General features: G+C 64.3%; 17 protein-coding genes. 13 read left to right on the top strand and 4 right to left on the bottom strand.

Annotation, left to right across the window (positions count from 1 at the left end; all coding sequences use genetic code 11):
* Positions 1-91: 91 nt before the first annotated feature.
* Complete coding sequence (gene putA, locus RSE12_16510; protein WRH61954.1) at positions 92-3,538, top strand: bifunctional proline dehydrogenase/L-glutamate gamma-semialdehyde dehydrogenase PutA; 3,447 nt, start codon at positions 92-94, stop codon at positions 3,536-3,538.
* A gap of 301 nt (positions 3,539-3,839) precedes the next feature.
* A complete protein-coding gene (locus tag RSE12_16505) occupies positions 3,840-4,613 on the top strand; it encodes a rhomboid family intramembrane serine protease (protein ID WRH61953.1) in 774 nt (257 codons plus the stop codon).
* Between the two features lie 3 nt (positions 4,614-4,616).
* Here the strand turns inward: RSE12_16505 and RSE12_16500 are convergent, their stop codons facing one another.
* Positions 4,617-5,405: an inositol monophosphatase family protein gene (locus RSE12_16500; protein WRH61952.1), complete on the bottom strand. Its 789-nt coding sequence runs from the start codon at positions 5,403-5,405 to the stop codon at positions 4,617-4,619.
* Between the two features lie 149 nt (positions 5,406-5,554).
* Here RSE12_16500 and RSE12_16495 point away from each other — a divergent pair, with 149 nt between their 5' ends.
* The 5 genes from RSE12_16495 to RSE12_16475 all read left to right on the top strand — a co-directional run bounded on the left by RSE12_16495 (position 5,555) and on the right by RSE12_16475 (position 12,289).
* Positions 5,555-7,129 carry a calcium-binding protein gene (locus tag RSE12_16495; protein WRH61951.1) on the top strand — a complete coding sequence of 525 codons (1,575 nt, stop codon included), beginning with the start codon at positions 5,555-5,557 and terminating at the stop codon, positions 7,127-7,129.
* Between the two features lie 179 nt (positions 7,130-7,308).
* Complete coding sequence (locus RSE12_16490) at positions 7,309-8,886, top strand: calcium-binding protein (GenBank protein WRH61950.1); 1,578 nt, start codon at positions 7,309-7,311, stop codon at positions 8,884-8,886.
* Positions 8,887-9,039: 153 nt separating this feature from the next.
* Positions 9,040-10,248, top strand: a complete 1,209-nt coding sequence (locus RSE12_16485) for a GTP-binding protein (GenBank protein ID WRH61949.1) — start codon at positions 9,040-9,042, stop codon at positions 10,246-10,248.
* Positions 10,245-10,529 (top strand): DUF6525 family protein, encoded by a 285-nt coding sequence (locus RSE12_16480; GenBank protein ID WRH61948.1) that lies wholly within the window; start codon positions 10,245-10,247, stop codon positions 10,527-10,529. The genes RSE12_16485 and RSE12_16480 overlap by 4 nt, the downstream gene beginning before the upstream one ends.
* 200 nt (positions 10,530-10,729) lie before the next feature.
* The gene (locus RSE12_16475; protein ID WRH61947.1) at positions 10,730-12,289 is read left to right on the top strand and encodes a calcium-binding protein; all 1,560 of its coding nucleotides are present in this window, start codon (positions 10,730-10,732) and stop codon (positions 12,287-12,289) included.
* Positions 12,290-12,474: 185 nt separating this feature from the next.
* On the opposite strand, the gene RSE12_16470 is transcribed toward RSE12_16475, so the two are convergent.
* Entirely contained in the window at positions 12,475-13,380 is a 906-nt protein-coding gene (locus RSE12_16470) for a LysR family transcriptional regulator (protein ID WRH61946.1), read from the bottom strand.
* Positions 13,381-13,477: 97 nt separating this feature from the next.
* Here RSE12_16470 and metF point away from each other — a divergent pair, with 97 nt between their 5' ends.
* From metF to RSE12_16445, 5 genes are all read left to right on the top strand, one after another.
* On the top strand, positions 13,478-14,344 hold the full coding sequence (gene metF / locus RSE12_16465; GenBank protein ID WRH61945.1) for a methylenetetrahydrofolate reductase [NAD(P)H]: 867 nt from the start codon (positions 13,478-13,480) through the stop codon (positions 14,342-14,344).
* A 365-nt stretch (positions 14,345-14,709) separates the two neighbouring features.
* Entirely contained in the window at positions 14,710-15,150 is a 441-nt protein-coding gene (gene aroQ, locus RSE12_16460) for a type II 3-dehydroquinate dehydratase (protein ID WRH61944.1), read from the top strand.
* Positions 15,147-15,914: an aldolase/citrate lyase family protein gene (locus RSE12_16455; GenBank protein ID WRH61943.1), complete on the top strand. Its 768-nt coding sequence runs from the start codon at positions 15,147-15,149 to the stop codon at positions 15,912-15,914. Before aroQ ends, RSE12_16455 begins: the two co-directional genes overlap by 4 nt.
* Positions 15,911-17,149 carry an AMP-binding protein gene (locus RSE12_16450; GenBank protein ID WRH61942.1) on the top strand — a complete coding sequence of 413 codons (1,239 nt, stop codon included), beginning with the start codon at positions 15,911-15,913 and terminating at the stop codon, positions 17,147-17,149. Before RSE12_16455 ends, RSE12_16450 begins: the two co-directional genes overlap by 4 nt.
* Before the next feature lie 64 nt (positions 17,150-17,213).
* Complete coding sequence (locus RSE12_16445; GenBank protein WRH61941.1) at positions 17,214-18,326, top strand: thiolase family protein; 1,113 nt, start codon at positions 17,214-17,216, stop codon at positions 18,324-18,326.
* A gap of 34 nt (positions 18,327-18,360) precedes the next feature.
* On the opposite strand, the gene RSE12_16440 is transcribed toward RSE12_16445, so the two are convergent.
* A complete protein-coding gene (locus RSE12_16440) occupies positions 18,361-19,038 on the bottom strand; it encodes an RraA family protein (protein WRH61940.1) in 678 nt (225 codons plus the stop codon).
* Positions 19,035-20,234, bottom strand: coding sequence for a PLP-dependent aminotransferase family protein (locus RSE12_16435; protein ID WRH61939.1), 1,200 nt, complete (start codon positions 20,232-20,234; stop codon positions 19,035-19,037). Before RSE12_16435 ends, RSE12_16440 begins: the two co-directional genes overlap by 4 nt.
* A gap of 153 nt (positions 20,235-20,387) precedes the next feature.
* Here RSE12_16435 and murD point away from each other — a divergent pair, with 153 nt between their 5' ends.
* Positions 20,388-21,809, top strand: coding sequence for a UDP-N-acetylmuramoyl-L-alanine--D-glutamate ligase (gene murD / locus RSE12_16430; GenBank protein ID WRH61938.1), 1,422 nt, complete (start codon positions 20,388-20,390; stop codon positions 21,807-21,809).
* Positions 21,810-22,006 lie beyond the last annotated feature (197 nt).

Raw genomic sequence — 22,006 nt, 5'->3', positions numbered from 1 at the left:
ATTGCAGGCGGATCGGGTGGTGGAATAGCCATCTTCGGGAGAATGGACCGGGAAACTTGGGGTATTATGGGCCAAATGGAGGAATTTGCCCATGCCCCGTGACAGCTTTGACACCCCGTGGTCCGTGATCGAAGGCGGCAGTTTGGCCGATGAAGGCGCGCTGGTGGCGCGGCTGATTGCCGAGGCGGGATTGGATGCCGAAGCGCGGGCGCGGATCACGGCGGCGGGGGGCGATCTGGTGGCGCGCATCCGGGGCAGCGTGAAGCCCGGGTTGATGGAGGTGTTTCTGGCCGAATACGGCCTGTCCACCGAGGAGGGCGTCGCGCTGATGTGTCTGGCCGAGGCGCTTTTGCGCGTGCCGGATGCCGAAACGATGGATGCGCTGATCGAGGACAAGATCGCGCCAAGCGATTGGGGGCGGCATCTGGGGAAGTCGGCGTCGTCGCTTGTGAATGCGTCGACATGGGCGCTGATGCTGACCGGGAAAGTGCTGGAGGATCGCGAGCCGGGGGTGGTGGGCCATCTGCGCGCTGCCGTGAAGCGGCTGGGCGAGCCGGTGATCCGCCGCGCAGTGGCGCAGGCGATGAAGGAGATGGGGCGGCAGTTCGTTCTGGGCGAAACGATCGAGGCCGCGATGAAGCGGGCGACCGAGCTGGAGGCGAAGGGATACACCTATAGCTATGACATGCTGGGCGAGGCAGCGCGGACCGAAGGCGACGCGCGGCGCTATCATCTGAGCTATTCCAAGGCCATCACGGCGATTGCGGCGGCGGCCAAGGGCGCGGATATTCGCGCCAATCCGGGGATTTCGGTGAAGCTGTCGGCGCTGCATCCGCGCTATGAGGTGGCCAAGCGCGCGCGGGTTATGGCGGAACTGGTGCCGCGGGTGCGGGCTTTGGCGGGTTTGGCCAAGGCGGCAGGGCTGGGGTTCAACATCGACGCTGAGGAAGCGGACCGACTGGCGCTGTCGCTGGAGGTGATCGAGGCGGTGCTGTCGGATCCGTCGCTGGCGGGATGGGACGGCTTTGGCGTGGTGGTGCAGGCCTATGGCCGCCGTGCTGGGGCGGTGATCGACTGGCTTTACGCGCTGGCGGACCGGCTGGACCGCAAGATCATGGTGCGGCTGGTGAAGGGCGCCTATTGGGATGCCGAGGTGAAGCGGGCGCAGGTGCTGGGGCTGGAAAGCTTTCCGGTGTTCACGCGCAAGCAGGCGACGGATGTAAGCTATATCGCCAATGCGAAGAAGCTGTTGGGGATGACGGACCGCATCTATCCGCAGTTCGCCACGCACAACGCGCATACGGTGGCGGCCATTCTGGAAATGGCGGGCGACAAGCGGGCCTATGAATTTCAACGCCTGCATGGGATGGGCGAGCGGCTGCATGATCTGGTGCTGACGGATCGTGGCACGAATTGCCGGATCTATGCGCCGGTGGGCGCGCATCGCGACTTGCTGGCCTATCTGGTGCGGCGGTTGTTGGAGAACGGGGCGAATTCGTCTTTCGTGAACCAGATCGTGAATGAGGAGGTGCCGCCTGCTGTGGTGGCGGCCTGCCCGTTGACGGCGATGGAAGGCATGGCGCAGGTCGCCAGCCCGGCGCTGAAAACCGGGCCGCGGCTCTTTGGCAGCCGGGTGAATGCGCGGGGGTTTGATCTGACGGATGCGGTCGATCTGGCCGCCATCGAGGCGGCGCGCGCGGCCCATGCGACGCGGTTGTTCGAAGCGGGGCCGATGACGGCGGGGCGGCCTGTCGGGGGCTTGCGGGTTGAGGTGCGCAATCCGGCGAGTGGGGCGCTGGTGGGGCATGTGGTGCAGGCGGGCGCGCCGGATGTGGAAACGGCGCTGCGGCTGGCGGAGCCCTGGGCGGCCGGTCCGGCAGAGCGGGCGGAAGTGCTGCGGCGGGTGGCAGACCTGTTTGAGGCCGAGGTCGGGCCGATCTTTGCGCTGCTGGCGCGGGAGGCGGGCAAGACGCTGGGCGATGCGGTGTCAGAACTGCGCGAGGCGGTGGATTTCCTGCGCTACTACGCCGATGGTGTGGCGGGTTTGACGGCCCCGGCGCGGGGGGTGTTCACCTGCATCTCGCCCTGGAATTTCCCCTTGGCGATTTTCACGGGACAGATTGCGGCGGCGCTGGCGTCGGGCAATGCGGTGCTGGCCAAGCCTGCGGAACAGACGCCCTTGATTGCCGCGCTCGCGGTGGGGTTGATGCATCGGGCGGGGGTGCCGGTCACGGTACTGCAATTGCTGCCCGGTGAGGGGCCGGTGGTCGGGCGGATGCTGACCTCTGATCCGCGTGTGGGGGGCGTGTGCTTTACCGGATCGACCGAGACGGCGCAGGCGATCCGCCGCGCGATGGCCGATCATCTGGACCCGACCGCGCCGCTGATTGCGGAAACCGGCGGATTGAATGCGATGCTGGTGGATTCGACAGCCCTGCCGGAACAGGCGGTGCGGGATATCCTCGCCTCCAGCTTCCAATCAGCGGGGCAGCGCTGTTCGGCGCTGCGCTGTCTGTATGTGCAGGAGGATGTGGCCGTTCCAGTACTGGAGATGCTGGAAGGCGCGATGGATGAACTGGCGCTGGGCGATCCATGGAACCTGGCGACCGATGTGGGGCCTGTGATCGACGCAGAGGCGGCGGGAATGATCCGCGACCATATCGCCAAGGCGCGGGCCGAGGGGCGGGTGATCAAGGAGATGGCCGCGCCGGAGGGAGGAACCTTTGTGGGCCCGGCGGTGATCCGCGTGTCCGGGATCGCGGCGATGGGGCAGGAGATTTTCGGGCCGGTGCTGCATGTGGCGACGTTCCGCGCCGATCAGATCGACGCGGTGGTGGATGCGGTGAACGCGACGGGATACGGGCTGACATTTGGCCTGCACACGCGGATCGACGATCGGGTGCAGCGGATCGTGGAGCGGCTGCGTGTGGGCAACACCTATGTGAACCGCAACCAGATTGGCGCGGTGGTGGGCAGCCAGCCCTTTGGCGGCGAAGGCCTGTCGGGTACGGGGCCAAAGGCGGGCGGGCCGGATTACGTGCATCGCTTCACCCGGGACGAGGTGCCGATGGTCACCGGGGAGGATCGGGTGGCTGCGGAAAGTGAAATTGTCGCGGCGTTGCGGGCTGTGCCTGCGGCAGCGGGACCGGTGAGTGTTGACCTGCCGGGGCCGACGGGGGAATCCAACCGGCTGACGACGGTGGCGCGGGGGGCGGTGGTCTGCCTTGGCCCGACGGCGGGTGCGGCGGCGGCGCAGGCGGCGGCGATCCGGGCGCTGGGCGGCATGGCGGTGGAAGCGCCGTCGCTGGAGGCGGCTGCCTTGGCGCGGCTGGACGGGATTTCCGGCGCGATCTGGTGGGGAACAGCTGAGGCAGGCCGTGCCTATGCATGGGCGCTGGCAGGGCGAGCGGGGGCAATCCTGCCGCTGATCGGGGGCGCGCCGGATGCGGGCCATGCGCGGTTGGAACGGCATGTTTGCATCGACACCACGGCATCGGGCGGCAATGCGCAGCTGCTGATGGAAGTGGCGGAGGTGTGAGGGGACCGAAAATTCTTCGGCAAAGAATTTTCGGGCTGGAGGTGAGGGAAAATTCGTCTTCGAAGAATTTTCGGGGTTGGGAAATTCTTCGGTGAAGAATTTCTGAAGGAAGGGGGCCTTCTGCCCCCTCTTGGCGCTTTGCGCCAATTCACCCCCGAGGATATTTGGACAGAGAAGAAAGCCCCGGTGCGAAAGCCTTCACCCTGGCGTTTGGTTCCGGTTGGGCGGGTCATGTGGTGGCGTGATCTTTGTGATTGGAGAGGCTTGACGCGGAATGGGCCGCCGGGCCAGCCTGAGGCGCATGTTTCCAATTCGCGACCATAACCCGTCGGGGCGGACGCCCTTTGTCACGCTCGCGCTGATTGCGGTGAATGTGGGGGTGTTTCTGGCCTATTGGCTTGCCCTGTCGGGCGAGGCGCAAGTGGGGCGGTTCTTCATGCAATGGGGGCTGGTGCCGGCGCGCATCGGCTTTGGTGAGGGGTATGAGACCTTTGTCACCTCGATGTTCCTGCACGGGGGCTGGATGCATCTGCTGGGCAATATGCTGTTTTTGTACATCTTCGGGGACAATCTGGAAGATGAGATGGGGCATGTCCGGTTCTTGGGGTTCTACCTCATGTCAGGGCTGGCGGCAGCGGGCCTGCAATTCGCGGCAGAGCCGGCGTCGATGATCCCAATGGTGGGGGCATCGGGCGCGATTGCCGGGGTGATGGGGGGCTATCTGCTGCTGTTTCCCCGAGCCAAGGTGGATGTGCTGTTCATCTTCATCGTGTTTTTTCGGGTGGTTCCGATCCCGGCATGGATCATGCTGGGGCTGTGGTTCGGGTTTCAGGTGGTCAATGGCGCGATGACGCCCGCCGATGTGGGGGGCGTGGCCTATTGGGCGCATGCGGGCGGGTTCGTGGCGGGGCTGGTGCTGTGCCTGCCTTTGTGGCTGCGGCGGGGCGGGCCGCAGTTCTGGAGCCGCACGCAGGGCTCGCCGCCGCATCCGGAGGCGACCTACCGTGTGGTGCGCACAGGCGTGCCGCGCGTCCGGCGCGGCGGGCCGGGGGCGAAACCGGGCCCGTGGCGATAGGGTTCAGGCGCCGCGGATGATCTTGCGGAAGGGTTCGAACAGGGGTTCGTTGGCGCAGATGACGGCGCCTTTTTCCAGCGGATCGTCGCCGTCGCGGATGGCCGAGACGAAACCGCCCGCTTCGCGCACCAGCAGGATCCCGGCGGCGATGTCCCAAGCCTTCAACTCGCGTTCCCAATAGCCGTCATACCGGCCGGCAGCGACATAGGCGAGATCGAGCGCGGCCGAGCCCCAGCGGCGCACGCCGGCACAGGCCGGCATCAGGCGCGCAAGATCCTGCAACATGGCAGGGAGCGTGTTTTTGGCCCCGAACGGCACCCCGGTGGCGAAGACGGCGTCATGCATTTCACGCCGGCCAGACACGCGCATGCGGCGGTCGTTCATCCAGGCGCCTGCGCCCTTTTCGGCCCAGAACAGCTCATCCTTGGCGGCGTCATAGACGACGGCAGAGACGATGTCGCCCTTGTGTTCCAGCGCGATGGAGACAGCCCAATGCGGCATCCCGTGCAGGAAATTGGTGGTGCCGTCCAACGGATCGACAAGCCAGCGGCGGGTTGGATCGGCGCCATCGGTGCGGCCGGTTTCTTCGCCCAGCCAGCCATAGGTCGGCCGCGCGCCCATCAACTCTTCCTTGATGATGCGCTCTGCCTCGCGGTCGGCGCGGCTGACGAAATCGCCGGGGCCCTTGGTGGAGACCTGAAGGTTTTCCACTTCGCGGAAGTCCTTGACCAACGAGCGGCCGGCCTTGCGGGCGGCTTTGATCATCAGGTTGAGGTTCGCGCTGCCTTGCATTGCAGGGGCTCCGGGGGTTTGGGCGTCAGGGGAGGGGCATTACACGGGGGCGGGGGGGAAGGGAAGGGGGCGCGGGAAATGGCTTGGCAGACTCAGGTGACGGGGGTAGTTTTTGGGGCAGTTGTGTATTGAGTTTGGGAGTACCCGTTATGCCTGTTGTTACGTTTACCAACGCTTCGAATTCGGACGACTACTATCTTCCGGAGCTTTTCGAGTTCGACTCGCAGGATCCAGCTTTCGACCCGGATATCTCTACTTCACCCACGCAGGTTGTGCTCACCATGCCCCGCGAGCCGGGCACGGTGACGATTTCGGCGACGGGGACGGGCTTTACCTATTTCACCGATCCGATCACTGGGGATCCGGGCGGCCCACTTTCCGGCATCGTCGACACGGTGACGCTGTCGGTCGATGGCCAAGTTTGGATGACGATCACCGGCCTGTCGGTGGAACTGACCGATCTGGATCATTTCATGTTCGGCTGGTTCAACAGGGGCGACTATCGCCCCGGCAATGGGTTTGACCTGTTTTCGCTGTTCCTGGCCGGGGATGACACGATCAACGGATCGGATAATGGCGATGACATCATCGGTGGGCGCAACACGGGCAATGACCTGATCAATGCCGGGGCCGGGTATGACTTCATCAAGGCCGATGCCGGGAATGACACCATTTTTGGGGGTGCGGACGAGGACGTTTATTCTTTCAGCGAAACCTTTTGGGACGGTGCGGCCTATCGCGGGGCGAATGTGAACCTTGCGACAGGGCGGGCGCTGGACAGTTGGGGCGGGACGGACACGCTGTCTTCGATCGAGCGGTTGGAAGGATCGCGGATGTCGGACCGCTTTACCGGATCGGATGCGGAGGAAGAGTTCGCCGGTCTGCGCGGCAATGACACGATCAATGGCGGCGGCGGTGCGGATACGGTCCGCTATGACCGGGACGCGCGCTGGGGCGGGACCGGAGCGGTGAACGTGAACCTGACCACCGGGACCGCCACGGATGGCTGGGGCAATACGGACCGGCTGTTGAACATCGAAAACGTCTGGGGCTCTGCCCGCAGTGATACGATTGTCGGCAATTCGCAGGACAACATCTTCCGCGGCTTTGACGGGGTGGATGCCATCAACGGTGGGTCGGGGCGGGATACCGTCGATTTCTTGGACGATGAGGTGTTCAACGGGGCCAACGTCAACCTCTCCTTTGCCACCGAGCAGGTGCAGAATGACGGGTTCGGCAACCGCGAGACGCTGGTCAGCATCGAAAACCTGTGGGGCACCCAGCTGGCCGATTCGTTTACCGGCAATGGGTTCGCCAATGACCTGTATGGCGATGCGGCCAACGACACGCTGTCGGGCGGTGGCGGCAATGATACGCTGAACGGTGGGGCGGACGTGGATACCCTGACCGGCGGTACGGGGTCCGACGTGTTTGTCTTTGACAGTTGGGATGGGTCGAACCCCTTTGGCGACCGGATCACCGATTTCAGATCGGGCATCGACTCGCTGGCCTTTGCCTTTGAGGATTTTGCCGGGATGGACGGCACGGTGCGGTTCCGCAACGGCACAACGGCGGGCGGAACGGGGGAATCTTGGTTCTTCTTCAACACGGCGACAGACCGGTTGTTCTGGGATGCCGATGGCATCGGCGGCGCGGCGGCGGTGCTGGTGGCGACGCTGGTCGGTGTGGACAGCCTGACAGCGGCGGATTTCGATCTGTTCTGATGCCGGCATGATCCGGGGTTTGGGGCGGTCTACTGGGCCGCCCCTTTCGTTTTGTGCGGGCGGGGCTTGATCGGGCTTATGCAAGGCAGCGGTTAAGAGACGTGGGAGGAAGCTTGGCAGACTCAACGAGCATGAGTAAGCTTTGGTTGATAATGTAATGAGTTTAGGGGGTGCCAGTTATGGCTGTTGTGACCTATACAAACGCTGTAAATTTTAATGATTACTTCTTGCCGGGTTTGTTCGTTTTCGACGCGCTGGATCCAAACCTTGATCCCCTGGTCACCACCTCGGCAACGCGGATGGAATTGACCGCGCCGGGAGCTGCGGGCCTGTCCACTATTGTGGCGACGGGCACAGGTTTCACCTACTTTGTGGACGCAAGTACGGGAGATCAGGGCGCGCCGCTATCCGGCATTGTCGATACAGTGACCCTGTCGATCAATGGCCAATTGTGGATGACGATTTCCGGCCTGTCGGTTGCCTTGACAGATCTGGTCCACTTTATGTTCGGTTGGGAAGATCGGGGCCAATACCGCCCCGGCAATGGGTTTGACCTGTTCTCTCTTTTTCTTGCCGGCAATGACACGATCAACGGGTCGGCCGGTGACGATGACCTTGCTGACGGATTCAATACGGGAAATGACCTGATCAATGCCGGGGGTGGATCTGATTTCATCATGGCGGATGCGGGCAATGACACGATCAATGGCGGCGGCGGGAGCGACATGTATTCCCTGAGCCAGACGCATTGGGACGGTTCGGCCTATCGCGGAGCGAATGTGAACCTTGCGACGGGGCGGGCGCTGGACAGTTGGGGCGGGACGGACACGCTGTCGTCGATCGAGCGGGTGGAAGGATCGCGGATGTCGGACCGCTTTACCGGATCGGATGCAGGGGAGCAGTTCGGGGGCTTGCGAGGGAATGACACGATCAACGGCGGGGGCGGCATCGACCTAGTCCGCTATGATTGGGATGCGCGTTGGGGCGGAAATGCGGCGGTGAACGTGAACCTGACCACCGGCATCGCCACGGATGGATGGGGCAATACAGACAGGCTGGTGAACATAGAAGATGTCATTGGCACAAACCGCAGCGATACGATTGTCGGCAATCTGCGGGACAACCTGATTATCGGTGGGGCTGGTGTGGATGTCATCAACGGGGGGGCAGGGCGGGACACGGCGGACTTTTGGACACCTGATGTGCTTAACGGGGCTATCGTGAATTTGTCGCTGACCACAAATCAGGTGCAGAATGACGGGTTCGGCAATCGGGAGACGCTGGTCAGCATAGAGAACCTCAACGGTACTTCTCTTGCGGATAACCTCACCGGAAACCGTTTGGCGAATCGGATAAGCGGCTATGACGGCAACGACACGATCAACGGTGGGGCGGGCAATGACACGCTGGTGGTCGGCCGTGGATTCGATCAGTTGACCGGGGGTACGGGGGCCGATGTCTTTGTCTTTGATGGGCTATTCGTATTGGGAGATGCTGGAGGAGGATCATGGGGGCCAGTGATCACCGACTTTCGATCTGGCATTGACACGTTGGTTTCGGCCTGGTCGACGGAACCGTTGCGTTTTCAGAACGGAACCAGCGCCGGGACTGCCGGGGAGGCTTGGTTTTACTTTGATGGTGCGACCAATCGGCTTTTCTGGGATGCCGACGGTATCGGAGGCGCAGCCGCATACCTCGTAGTTACCCTAACGGGTGTTAACCAACTGGCAGCAAGCGATTTCGAGTTTTGGGGCTGACCCAGGCCCAGCGTTCGGATTAAGCCGGAGGGTGGTGCCGGACAGGCGCCGCCCTTTCATGTTTGTTGGAAACTCTCTTGGCCAGACTGGGGCTGCTGGACAGGCTTAGGATCGACGCATATATGTTATGATATAACATTATGGAGTCGCCGAATGTCCGAAGTTTTTCAGAAAGACAACCGCTTGCCCGTCACCGTCCTGTCCGGTTTCCTTGGTGCCGGAAAAACCACGCTGCTGTCGCATGTGCTGAACAATCGCGACGGGCTGCGGGTGGCGGTCATCGTCAACGATATGGCCGAGGTGAATATTGACGCCGACCTGATCCGCGCCGGGGCCGAGATGCATCAGGCCGAGGAAAAGCTGGTGGAAATGACCAATGGCTGCATCTGCTGCACCCTGCGCGACGATCTGCTGGTGGAGGTGCGCAAGCTGGCCGAGGCGGGGCGGTTCGATCATCTGCTGATCGAATCGAGCGGGATATCAGAGCCGCTGCCGGTGGCCGCGACCTTTGACTTCCGCGATGCGGAGGGGATCAGCCTGTCGGATGTGGCGCGGCTGGATACGATGGTGACGGTGGTGGATGCCATCAACCTGACCCGGGATTTCGCGAGCCATGATTTTCTGGCAGCGCGGGTGGAAACACCCGAAGGCGACGGGCGCGCGCTGGTGAACCTGCTCACCGAGCAGATCGAGTTTTCCAATGTGATCGTGCTGAACAAGGTGCGCGATGCCGGGGCGGCGCGGGTGGATACGGCGCGCAAGATCATCGCAGCGCTGAACCCCGATGCGCGGGTGATCGAGGTCGATCACGGGCGGGTGCCACCGGGCGCCATCCTGGGCACTGGTCTGTTCGATTTCGACCGTGCGGCAGAGCATCCGCTCTGGGCCAAGGAGCTTTACGGGTTCGCGTCGCATGTGCCGGAGAGCGAGGAATACGGGATCGCCAGTTTTGTCTATCGCGCGCGGCGGCCCTTTGATCCGGCGCGCATTCATGCGGTGCTGAACGGTGATTTGCCGGGGGTGATCCGGGCGAAGGGGCATTTCTGGCTGGCCACACGGCCCGACTGGGCGGCGGAGTTTTCGCTGGCGGGGGCGGTGTCATCGGTGTCGCCCTTGGGCCGCTGGTGGGCGGCGGTGCCTGAGGGGCGGTGGCCCAAGCATCCCGATGCGCTGGCCGATCTGCGCGCGCATTGGGCCGAGCCTTGGGGCGACCGGCGGCAGGAGATCGTGTTCATCGGGCATGGGATGGACCGCGCGGCCATTGTCGCGGCGTTGGATGCGGCGCTGGTGCCCGCCGAAGGGTTCGCCCCCGGTGACTGGGCGGGGATGGCGGATCCCTTTCCGCTGTGGAAGGCGGCATGAGCGGGAACCTGTCCTCGCCGCTGGCCCGGCGGCGTGAGGGCTGCGCGATGCGGGCGCATGACCGCCTGCCTGCGCCGTTGCGGCTTTGGCTGAAAGGCGCGGCGCTGCCTTGGAGCGCCAAGAGTGCGCAGCGAATCTGGGAGCGGGAGGTGCGCCGGAGCGGCATAGAAGGCGCGTTGCAGCGTCTGGCCGAGGTCGAGGCGGCGACGCTGGCGCGGGAGAATGCGGCGCGTGAGCGGGGAATTGGTGAAATTTGGCGCAAATCACGCGACGATTTCTAATGCAGAAATCGTTCCGGCCGCGACATTGACCATCAGGGTGCAGGTCGCGCTTCCCGGGATCGTTGGGGCTCGGCGCTTTGCGGTCAAGGAGGACGAGTGACGCGTGGTGGGGAGGGAAGGTAAGCTCCAAATGGCTTGCCAAGCTGCTTGGCTGTTCCTAACCTGAGTCGAGTATTTTAACGATTTATCGGGTGCCTAGCATGGCTGTTTTGACCCTGACCAATGCCGTCAACACGAATGATGTGTGGTTGCCGGATCTTTTCGAGTTTTCCCGAAGTGATCCAAACTTGTCGCTGATCCGGTCGCCGACATCCGTGACCCTGACCAATCCTGCAAGTTCTGTGGGTGTATTGGTGATTACGGTAACGGGGGTCGGCCTCACCTATGCTCCGGGGACGCCGACGCGGCCTCTGTCGGGCGAGGTGCAGGCTGTCACACTGAGCGTGAACGGGCAGGTCTGGATGACAGTGACCGGACTCTCGATTGAGCTGACGGATTTTGATCATTTTATGTTCGGATGGGAACGGTTCGGACAGCAAAGGACGCCCAATGGCTGGGAACTTTTTTCGCTGTTCCTGGCGGGCAACGACACGATCAATGGGTCGGATCTCGATGATGAAATCATCGGCGGGCGCAACGGTGGCAATGATGTGATCTATGGCGGCGGCGGCTGGGATTTCATCGAGGCGGGTGCTGGAAATGACACGATCTTTGGTGGCCATGGCCGGGATACCTATTCCCTCTCTGAAAGCTTTTTCGATGGATCGGCCTTTCGCGGCGCGGTTGTGAATCTGGCGACCGGGGTTGCCACGGATAGTTGGGGTGGGACCGACACTCTGTTCGGAATCGAGCGGGTGCAGGGTTCGCGGATGTCCGACAACTTTACCGGGTCCGCCGCGGAGGAGCAGTTTGCGGGGCTGCGTGGGAATGACACGATCGACGGGGGCTCGGGTTTTGACGCGGTATGGTATCATCTAGATGCCGATTTTGGCGGCCTACTGGGGGTGACGGTCAATCTGGCGACCGGCACCGCGACGGATGGCTGGGGAAACACTGATCGGTTGTCGGGGATCGAAGTGGTCTCAGGTACGGCGGCAAATGATGTCCTTATCGGCAACGCAGATCGCAATTTCTTTATTGGCCGCGAGGGAGTGGATCGGATTGATGGCGGGGCCGGGCGCGATGTGGTGTTTTTTGGGGATGACGACGTCAATACCGGCGCCGTGGTGAATTTGGCCCTGTCCACGAATCGCGTGATCAACGACGGTTTTGGTAATGTGGAAAACCTGATCGGTATCGAAGACCTCGCCGGTACGTTTTTGGCCGATCGCTTTACGGGCAATCGGCTTGCAAACGAACTTTACGGTGATGCTGGCAATGATACGCTTTCAGGTGGCGCAGGCAATGATTGGCTTGATGGTGGAAGCGGACGCGACCGCTTGTCCGGAGGCGCGGGAAGCGATGTGTTTTCCTTTCAGAATTGGGACAATGACGCCCTGTTCAATGATACAGTCACAGACTTCGTGTCCGGCGTGGATCGGTTGCGGTTCGAGGTCGACAGCTTCGCCGGAATGGACTCGACTCTGCGATTTGTGAACGGAACCTCGGCGGGTGGAAGCGGGGCGTCGTGGTTCTTTTTCAATCCGGCAAACCGGCAATTGTTCTGGGACAGCGATGGCGTAGGCGGGAGTGCACCGGTTTTGGTGGCGACGCTGACCGGCGTGACGGCATTGACCCTTACGGATTTCGATTTGGTGTAAGTTGCCCGCGATCTTCGGCATTTACGATGTCGCAGGTCCACGCTTTTGCGTTTGGCCGTGGCCTTGGGGCAGAGCGAAATCTGTCGCGGATTTCGCAACGACTTTTGGCGCAGAAATCGTTTGGTCCGACGTTTGGTGCCGGAATTTGCGCCAAATTCCAGTGCGGTTCTTGCGTCAAAAACCGCCTAGCCGCGCTGCAACTTCACCGGTTCGGTCCGGCCCAGCCGCAGGAAATGCGCCATGAAGGGCTTGGCGGCATCCTCATCCCGCGTGGCGGCGTAGAGGCGGCGGGTGATGGTGCGGGGGCCGAGGGGGCGGGTGATGTAATCGGCATGGCTGCGCACATCGCGCAGCACCCAATCGGGCAGCACGGCAACGCCGCGGTTGGAGCCGACCAGCATCAGGATCACGGCGGTCAGTTCCACAGGGCGCTGGCCGCGGGGTTCCACTTTGGCCGGGGTCAGCAATTCGGTGAAGATATCCAGTTTGTCGCGGCTGACGGGGTAGGTGATCAGCACCTCGTCGCGGAAATCCTCTGCCCCGACCCAATCTTTCGCAGCAAGCGGGTGGTCCTTGGCGGCGACGAAAGTGGGGTGGTAGTCGAAGAGCGGGTTGTAGATCACCCCGTCAAGGCGGAGGGGATCGGAAGAGATCACAAGGTCCACCTCTTCGCGCAACAGCGCGGGGATGGCGTCAAAGGCAAGGCCCGCGCGGATATCGACATCGACATCGGGCCAGGCATGGCGGAACTGTTCGAGGACCGGGAAAAGCCAATCGAAACAGGCATGACATTCGATGGCGATATGCAGCCGCCCCGTTTTGCCGGATTTCAGGGCGCGGAATTCCTCTTCCAACGCATCAATCTCGGGAAGGATGCGTTCGGCGAGTTTCAGCATCCGGATGCCCGCCGCCGAAAGGCGCATGGGTTTGGAGCGGCGGACGAAAAGCTCCACCCCGGCCTGATCCTCCAACCCCTTTACCTGATGAGACAAGGCGGATTGCGTCATGTTCAGGATATCGGCCGCACGGGCGAGGCCACCAGCCTGATGGATGGCGCGGATGGTGCGAAGGTGGCGGAATTCGAGATGCATGATGATGCGCAGGATTCATGTTGATGATGAGTATTATGAATTTGTCTCACATGACGTTTCCTGAGACAAGAGGGCAAGACATCAGGAGTTTCGTGCCATGACCGCCCCGCGCATCAGCTTTGAATTCTTTCCGCCGCAGACGCTGGATGCGTCTTTCCGGCTGTGGGAGACGGTGCAGGTTCTGGCCCCGCTGCGGCCGAACTTTGTGTCGGTCACCTATGGCGCGGGCGGCACGACGCGCAAGCTGACGCATGAGGCGGTAGGGGCGATCCACCGCAATTACGGGCTGAACGTGGCGGCGCATCTGACCTGCGTGGATGCGACCCGCAGTGAAACGCTGGAGATTGCCGAAAGCTACGCCGCGGCTGGCGTGACGGAGATCGTGGCCCTGCGCGGCGATGCACCCAAGGGGGCGCAGCGCTTCACCGCACATCCCGATGGGTTTGCATCGAGCGTGGAACTGGTCGAGGCGCTGGCCAAGACGGGCAAATTCAAGATCCGCGTGGGCGCCTATCCGGAGCCGCACCCCGATGCCAAGGACAGCTTTGCCGATGTGGATTGGCTCAAGCGCAAGATCGACGCGGGCGCCAGCAGCGCGATCACGCAGTTCTTCTTCAGCGCCGACACGTTTTTCCGCTTCCGCGATGCCTGCGTGAAAGCCGGGATCAACGCGCCGATCATTCCGGGCATCCTGCCGATCACGTCCTGGGACGGGGCGAAGAAGTTTGCCCATCGCTGCGGAACCCAAGTACCCGGCGCTCTGGATGAGGCGTTCCGCATCGCGGCGCGTGACGGGCGCGAGGAATTGCTGGCGCTGACGCAGTGCACCTCGCTCTGTGCGCGTCTGATCGAGGGCGGGGTGGAGGATCTGCATTTCTACACGCTGAACCGCCCGCATCTGACACAGGCCGTTGTCCGCGCGCTGGGGATTTCCCCGGAAGTGGCGCTGGAGAAAGTGGCCTGAGACGACGAAACTTCTCTGTCCCCAGAGGAGTGGCAAACTGGGCGTCCGACCCTGATCCAAGATTGCCGACCTGCACGGCTCCCGCAGGTGGTGACCATGGATCGCGATGGGGGCGGGCGCCTATTTTTATTGGGTAAGACCGCTGCGCATGGTCTTCATCTTGGCCAAAATACCCCGGGGGTTTGGGGGCAGCGCCCCCATCAGCCGAGCCAAGCGCGCAGGCGAGCAGGCGAGACAAAAGTCGTGCGGGCGTATGCCCGCGCCGCAAGATAACAGCGGGTTTTGGAATGCGGCCACGGGCAAAGGTTGCGGGCCGGGCTGGGCGCGATTAACGTCCGCGTGAACGCATCCAAGGAGCCGCAGCCGTGGCAAAGCCCATCTACATCCTCAACGGTCCCAATCTGAACCTGCTGGGGTTGCGACAGCCTGAAATCTATGGCCGTGCGACGCTGGAAGATGTGGCCGAGGATTGTGCGTCGCTGGCCGAAGAGCTGGGCCTGACGATCCGGTTTCATCAGTCGAACCATGAAGGCCAGATCATCGACTGGATTCATCAGGCGCGGGTGGAAGGGGCGGGGGTGATCATCAATCCCGGCGCGCTGACGCACACCTCCATCGCCATTCTGGATGCGCTGAACGCGTTCGACGGGCCGGTGATCGAAGTGCATATCTCGAACATCCACAAGCGCGAGACGTTCCGGCATCATTCCTATGTCTCGCTGCGCGCCGAGGGCGTGATCGCGGGATGCGGGGTTGAGGGGTATCTGCTGGCGTTGCGGCGGATCAAGACGCTGGTGACGGCATGATGTTGCCTGTGAACCGCTTCAAGCGCGGGCTTAAGGATGGGCGGCAACAGATCGGGTTGTGGAATTCCATGCCCGGTACAGTGGTGGCGGAACTGCTGGCGACCTGCGGGTTCGATTGGGTGGTGATCGACACGGAACATTCGGTCACGGATGTTCCCGACACGCTGGCGATGATGCAAGCGATGGCGCCCTATCGCACGCAAGCCGTGGTGCGGCCGGCGTCGAATGATGTGGTGCTGATCAAGCGGCTGCTGGATCTGGGCGCGCAGACCCTGCTGATCCCCTATGTACAGAATGCCGATGAGGCGCGGGCGGCGGTTGCGGCGATGCGCTATGCGCCGCGCGGCATCCGGGGTGTCGCGGGGCTGACGCGGGCAAGCGTGTTCGGGCAGGTGGCGGGTTATCATCAGCGGGCCGAGCAAGAGCTGTGCCTGATCGTGCAGGTGGAAACGGCCGAGGCGCTGGAGCGCATCCCCGAGATTGCGGCGGTGGACGGGGTGGATGCGCTGTTCATCGGACCGGCCGATCTGGCGGCAAGCATGGGGCATGTGGGCGATATGCGGCACCCGGATGTGGTGGCGGCGATCGAGGCGGCGGTGCGGGCCATCGTGGCGGCAGGCAAGCCTGCGGGCATCCTGACGCTGGACCCGGATTTCGCGCAGACCTGCATTGGCTGGGGCACCACCTTTACCGCCGTCGGCATGGATATCGCGCTGCTGGCGCAGGGCGCGCGGGCATTGTCGGCGCGGTTCCGGCCAGAGTGACCCCTGTGGCGCGCGGGGCCGGGATCGCGGATCGCTTTTGCCGCCATCCCGCGGCGCGAATTTTCGGGCCCGATGGCGCAGAGGTGACGGGCCTGCCGGATGGGGATGCAGTGGTCATCGCCGATGTTCCCTGCGGGGTAGCGGTGTCATTAGCGCTGGCGCGGGGGGCGCTGGGTCTGCCCTTCCGGGTTGGCGCAGGGGGCTTGCCTGCGCCTGAGGCCGGTAAACGCCCGGTGTTCGAGACGCTGACCTCAGGCTCGACCGGCGTGCCGCGCCGCATCCGGCGGACACAGCGCAGTTGGTGTGCGAGTTTTGAGGTGAATGCGCGGCTGTTCGGCATCGTGCCGGGGCATCGGGTCGCGGTGTTGGGCCGGATTGACCATTCCCTTGCATTATATGGGGCGCTGGAAGGGGCCTGTCTGGGGGCAGAGGTGCATCTGTTGGCCAGTCTGCGCCCGGATGCGCAGCATCGCGCGCTGGCAGAGCGGCGGGTGCAGGTGATCTATGCCACGCCCGCGCAATTGCGGCTGCTGGTGGAAAAGGGGCTGGGGATACTGCCCGATCTGGCGCTGGTGCTGGTGGGTGGGTCGAAGCTGGACCCTGCCCTGCGCGCCGCGCTGGCGGGATTGTCGCCCAAGCTTGAGGTGCGGGAATTCTATGGCGCGGCGGAGACGAGTTTCGTGACCCTGACCGACGAAGGATCAGCGGCAGAAGGGGTGGGGCGCGTCTATCCCGGCGTGCGGCTGGAAATTCGCGCGGCTGATGGCACGGTGCTGGGACCGGGGGGATTGGGTGAGGTTTGGGTGAGGTCGCCCTATCTCTGCGCGCGCTATGGCGACCGACGCGGGATGGCGCCGCTGAAGCGGCAGGGCTGGATGTCGGTGGGCGAGATGGGCTGGATGGAGCGGGGCGAGCTGCATCTGGCCGGGCGCGCCGGGCGGATGGTGACAGTGGCGGATCAAAACGTCTTTCCCGAAGAGATCGAGGCCTTTCTGGCGGCCCTGCCGGGCGTGCGGCGGGCCGTCGTGCTGCCGCGACCCGACCGGATGCGGGGGCATGTGATCGTGGCGGTGTTGCAGGGTGATCCGGCGCAGGAGGCGGCCATTCTGCGGGCGGCGCGGGCGCGGCTGGGGCCGCTGAAGATGCCGCGCGCGGTGATCTGGCGCGAGACTTGGCCCGAGACAGCTTCGGGCAAGGTCGATCTGACGCGGCTGGCGGCGGAGGTGGGGCTGTGAGGGCCGCATACTACATGGCGGTGTGCCAGATGGCGCTGTTTTTTGGGTATTTGGGCCAAGGTGAATGGGCAGGCGGTTGCGCGTGCTGGGGGGCGGGCGGATGCAGGCCTTTGTGATCGCGGCAAAGCGGACGGCGGTGATGCCGCGCGGCGGGGCGTTTCGGGCGCTGAGCCTTGAGGACCTGGCCGCGCCAGTGCTGCGGACGCTGCTGGAGGCGGCGGGGATCGCGGCGGATCAGGTGGATGAGGTCGTGCTGTCCAATGTGCTGGGCCCCGGTGGGAACCCTGCGCGGCGGGTGGCGCTGGCGGCGGGCCTGCCCGAGCGGGTGGCCGGGCTGAGCATCGACCGGCAATGTGCAGGCGGGCTGGATGCGGTGCTGATCGCGCGGGGAATGGTGATGGCCGGGCTGGCCGAGGTGGTGGTGGCCGGCGGGGTGGAGAGCTATTCCCAGCGCCCTGAGCGGCGGATGCCGGGGGCAGCGGCGGCCTATGACGAGGCACCCTTCACCCCCTGGCCCGACCGCGACCCCGGCATGGCCGAGGCGGCGGCGGCGCTGGCCCTGCGGCTGGGGATTTCGCGGGAGCGGCAGGATGGCTGGGCGGTGGAGAGCCATCGCAAGGCACGGGCGGCGGGTTTGTCGGGTGAGATCGTTGGTGTCGGCGGTAAAGTGCGGGACGGGTTCACGCGCGACCTGACGCCCGCGCTTGCGGCGCGGGCCAAGGTGGTGGCGGGCAGCGTGACAGCGGCCAACGCGGCGGTGGCGGCGGATGGCGCGGCGCTGGTTCTGGTGGTGTCAGAGCGTGTGGCGGTGCGGGCGGCGCGGGCTTTGCGGATTGCAGGCGGGGTGACGCTGGGCGGGGTGCCATGGGAGCCGGGGCTGGCCCCGGTGGCGGCGATTGGGCAGGTGCTGGGCGCGGCGGGGCTGCGGCCGGGGGCGCTGGACCGGGCCGAGGTGATGGAGGCCTATGCCGTGCAGGCCATCGCCTGTGTCGAAGGCGCGGGGCTGGATCCGGCGCGGGTGAACCTTGGAGGCGGGGCGCTGGCGCGGGGGCATCCCGTGGGGGCATCGGGCGCAGTGCTGGCGGTGCGGCTGTTTTCCGATCTGGGGCGTGGCGTGGGGCTGGCCGCGATTGCGGCGGCGGGTGGGATTGGGTCGGCGCTGTTGCTGGAAGGGTGAGGATTTCCTTCCACGGGAAGTTGCGTTGGGATCGTCAGCGGCGGAACGGGGCGGGCAGGGCGAAGGCTGCGGTGGCGGTGCCGGTGCGGAGGGCTTCGGTCCAGCGATCCTCAAGCGCGAGTTTGGCGCGGGCGGGGGTGAGGCCTTCTTCCCATGCGGCAGGGGGCAGGCAGACGAGGCCATCGTCATCACCAAGGATCAGATCACCCGCGTCTATGGTGATGCCACCAAAGGTGACCGGTCCCATGACCGCGCCCTGATCGGCGCCCGTCGGGCCACGGGGGGTGATGTGACGGGAAAAGACTGCGAAATCATCCCATAGGCCAAGGGTGCCGGTGTCGCGCACCGCACCATCGACGATCACACCTGCGACGCCTTTGTTGCGCAGATGGCCCGACAGGATATCGCCGATCATGGCGTGGTCGCGATGGGCGCGGGCGGCAATGACCAGCACCTCGCCTTTGCCAATGAGATCAAGCGCATGGAGCACGGCCCCGAAATCCGGCGCGGCGCAATCTACCGTGACGGCGCGGCCGATCAGCCGGGGCTGCCGGCCCGCCGGTCGCAAGGGGCGGATGTCGGGGTCGATCTGGCGCGCGCCGGGGACGGTGTCGACTGCGACAGCGACCGGGATATCGGCCCAACCGGAAAGATCGGGCGCAAGGGGAAGCGTGGTGCGGTGCAGCGTGACAGGCATGGCGCGGGCTTTCACATATGGGATTTCAGGCAACGGCCGAGGGATTCGATCCCCTGACGGATGCGATCCTCGGACGGGGCGGAGAAGTTGATGCGGGCGTGGTTAGCTTGGGGCGTGGTGGCAAAGAAACTGCCGCCGGGGACATAGGCCACCCGCGCCTGTGGCAGAGCATGGTCGCGCATGAAGGCCGTGGCGTCGAAGCCATCGGGGAAGCGCGCCCAGGTGAAGAGGCCACCTTCGGGATCGGTCACTGTCACCTCTTGCGGGAAATGCAGGCGGATGGCGTCGAGCATGACCTCTTTCTTCCGGCGATAGGCGTGGCGCAGGGTGGCGATGTGGGCCTGAAGGTCATGCCGTTCCAGAAACAGGCTGGCTGCGGCCATGTTGAGAGTGGAGGTCTGGGTGTCAGACGCGACCTTCAGTAGGCCCATCTTTTCAAGCAGTTGCGGCGCGGCGACCGCCCAACCCAAGCGCATCGCGGGGACGAGGATTTTCGAGAAACTGCCAAGGTGGATGATGCGACCTTGGGTATCGAGGCTTTTCAGCGTGGGCAGGGTGTCGCCCGCAAAGCGGATGTGTCGATAGGGGGTGTCCTCAATCACCGTCAGGTCATGGCGGTTGGCAAGGTCGATCAACCGGTGGCGGCGGGCGAGCGACAGGGTGACGCCGGTGGGGTTCTGGAAATCGGGGACGGTGTAGATCATCCGCGCCCGGGGGGTGGTGGCGAGGGTGGCTTCCAGCACATCCATATCCATGCCATCGGCATCGACCGGGATGGGCGCATAGCGCGGCTGGCTGGGGGCGAAAGCGATGAGGGCGCCAAGGAAGGTGGGGTCTTCGACGATGATCACCTCACCGGGGTTGACCAGCATCTTGGCTGCGAAATCAAGGCCTTGCTGGGAGCCTTGCAGGACCAGCACATCATCAGGGCCGCAGGGGGTGCCGTCATCGGTCATCAGGGCGGCGATTTGCGCGCGGAGTTTGGGCAGGCCGTTGGAAGGGGCGTATTGCAGCGGATCGCCAGAGGGATCGCGGATCGCATCGCGGTAGACCTCTTCCAGCTGGGCGCGGGGAAAGAGGCTGGCATCAGGATAGCCGCCGCCGAAAGAGATGATCGACGGGTCGGCCCCGAGGGCGAGCAATTCGCGGATGGCGGAGGGTTGGACCAGGTCCATCCGGGTGGCGAAGCGGGGGGGTGCTGGGTGGACCATGGGGTGAGGTGACACCGGATTGTCAGCCTTTGCAAGGGTTTGGGAAGCGGGCCGGGGGGCGTTGACCCCCCGTTATGCTGTGGGAAGGGGGCCTTTCCCTTTTGCCCTGTGTCCCCTATCCCTTGGGCTGGCAGACAAGGCAGGAGGTTGCTGATGATCCCGGTGGTTGGATATGCGGGCCGCAAGGTGGCGGTACTGGGATTGGGGCGGTCCGGCCTTGCCACGGCGCGGGCCTTGCAGGCGGGCGGGGCGGAGTTGCTGCTGTGGGATGACAGCCCGGAGGCGCGCGCCAAGGCCGAGGCGGAGGGGTTCGAGGTAACCGATCTGGGCCGTCACGGGGCATTGGACGGGGTGGCGGTTCTGGTGGTTTCGCCCGGGATTCCAAGCCTTTACCCCGCGCCGCACAAGATCATTGGGCGAGCTTATGAGGCGGGGATTCCTGTCGACAACGACATCGGGTTGTTCTTTCGCAGCTTTGCCACGCGGGATTGGGACGGGTTCGACACGGTGCCGCGGGTGGTGACGGTGACGGGGTCGAACGGGAAATCCACGACCACTGCGCTGATCCATCACATCCTTGAAGAGGTCGGGCGCCCGGTGCAAATGGCGGGCAATATCGGGCGGGGGGTGCTGGACCTTGATCCCGGTGTTGAGGGCGAGGTGGTGGTGTTGGAACTATCGTCCTACCAGACGGAGCTGGCGCGGGCGTTGACCCCGGATGTTGCTGTTTTCACGAACCTTTCCCCTGATCATCTGGACCGCCACAACGGCATGGGCGGCTATTTCGCGGCCAAGCGGCGGCTGTTTTCCGAAGGTGGGCCGGACCGGGCGGTGGTGGGTGTGGATGAGGTGGAGGGGCGTTATCTGGCCAACCAACTGGCCGAGGGGCCAGAGGATGACCGGGTGATCCGGATTTCATCGGGGACCAAGCTGGAAGGGTTCGGCTGGGCGGTGTTTGCGCGCAAGGGGTTCCTGTCGGAATGGCGCAAGGGGCGGCAGGTGGCGAGCGTGGACCTGAGGGAAATCAAGGGCTTGCCCGGGGCGCATAACCACCAGAACGCCTGCGCGGCCTATGCGGCCTGCCGGTCGTTGGGGGTGGGGCCGAAGGAGATTGAAAAGGCGCTGCGGTCCTTTGCAGGGCTGCCGCATCGCAGCCAGTTGGTGGGGGAACGCGGCGGCGTGCGGTTTGTGAATGACAGCAAGGCCACGAATGTGGATTCGGCGGCCAAGGCGCTGCAAGCCTTTGAAAAGATACGCTGGATTGCCGGGGGTATGGGCAAGGAGGGTGGCATCGCCGCCCTGGAGCCGCTGCTGGGATCGGTGGTGAAGGCCTATCTGATTGGCCATTCGGCGCGGGATTTTGCGTTGCAGATCGGGGACTTGCCGCACGAGATATGTGAGACGATGGAGCGCGCGGTGGCGCGGGCGGCGGAAGAGGCGGAACCGGGCGAAGTGGTGCTGCTGGCGCCGGCGGCGGCGAGTTTCGACCAGTATCCGAACTTTGAAAAACGGGGTGAGGATTTCATGGCCCGCGTGGCGGCGGTTTTGGGCCAAAGCCCTGCGGACGCTGGATAAATTTCCGGGTTTTGGGGGTTTTGGCTGTGCAGCGCGCGGTGCAGCCGCCGGTGCAGACGGCTGTGCATACGCACGGGGGGCTTACGCCCCGTTAAGGTTAACGGGGTGGTAAGGTCTGTGGTCGGCAGAGATGGCCGGGCCGGTGGGGTGGCCGTGCCTGATCGGGCGTGCAGCACGGATGTTTAGAGGGGCGGCCC

Source organism: Fuscovulum sp. (assembly GCA_035192965.1).
In the GTDB taxonomy this organism is placed as follows: Bacteria; Pseudomonadota; Alphaproteobacteria; order Rhodobacterales; family Rhodobacteraceae; genus Paragemmobacter.
The sequence above is the reverse complement of the archived record's forward strand: the minus strand, read 5'-3'. Positions and strand labels throughout refer to the sequence as shown.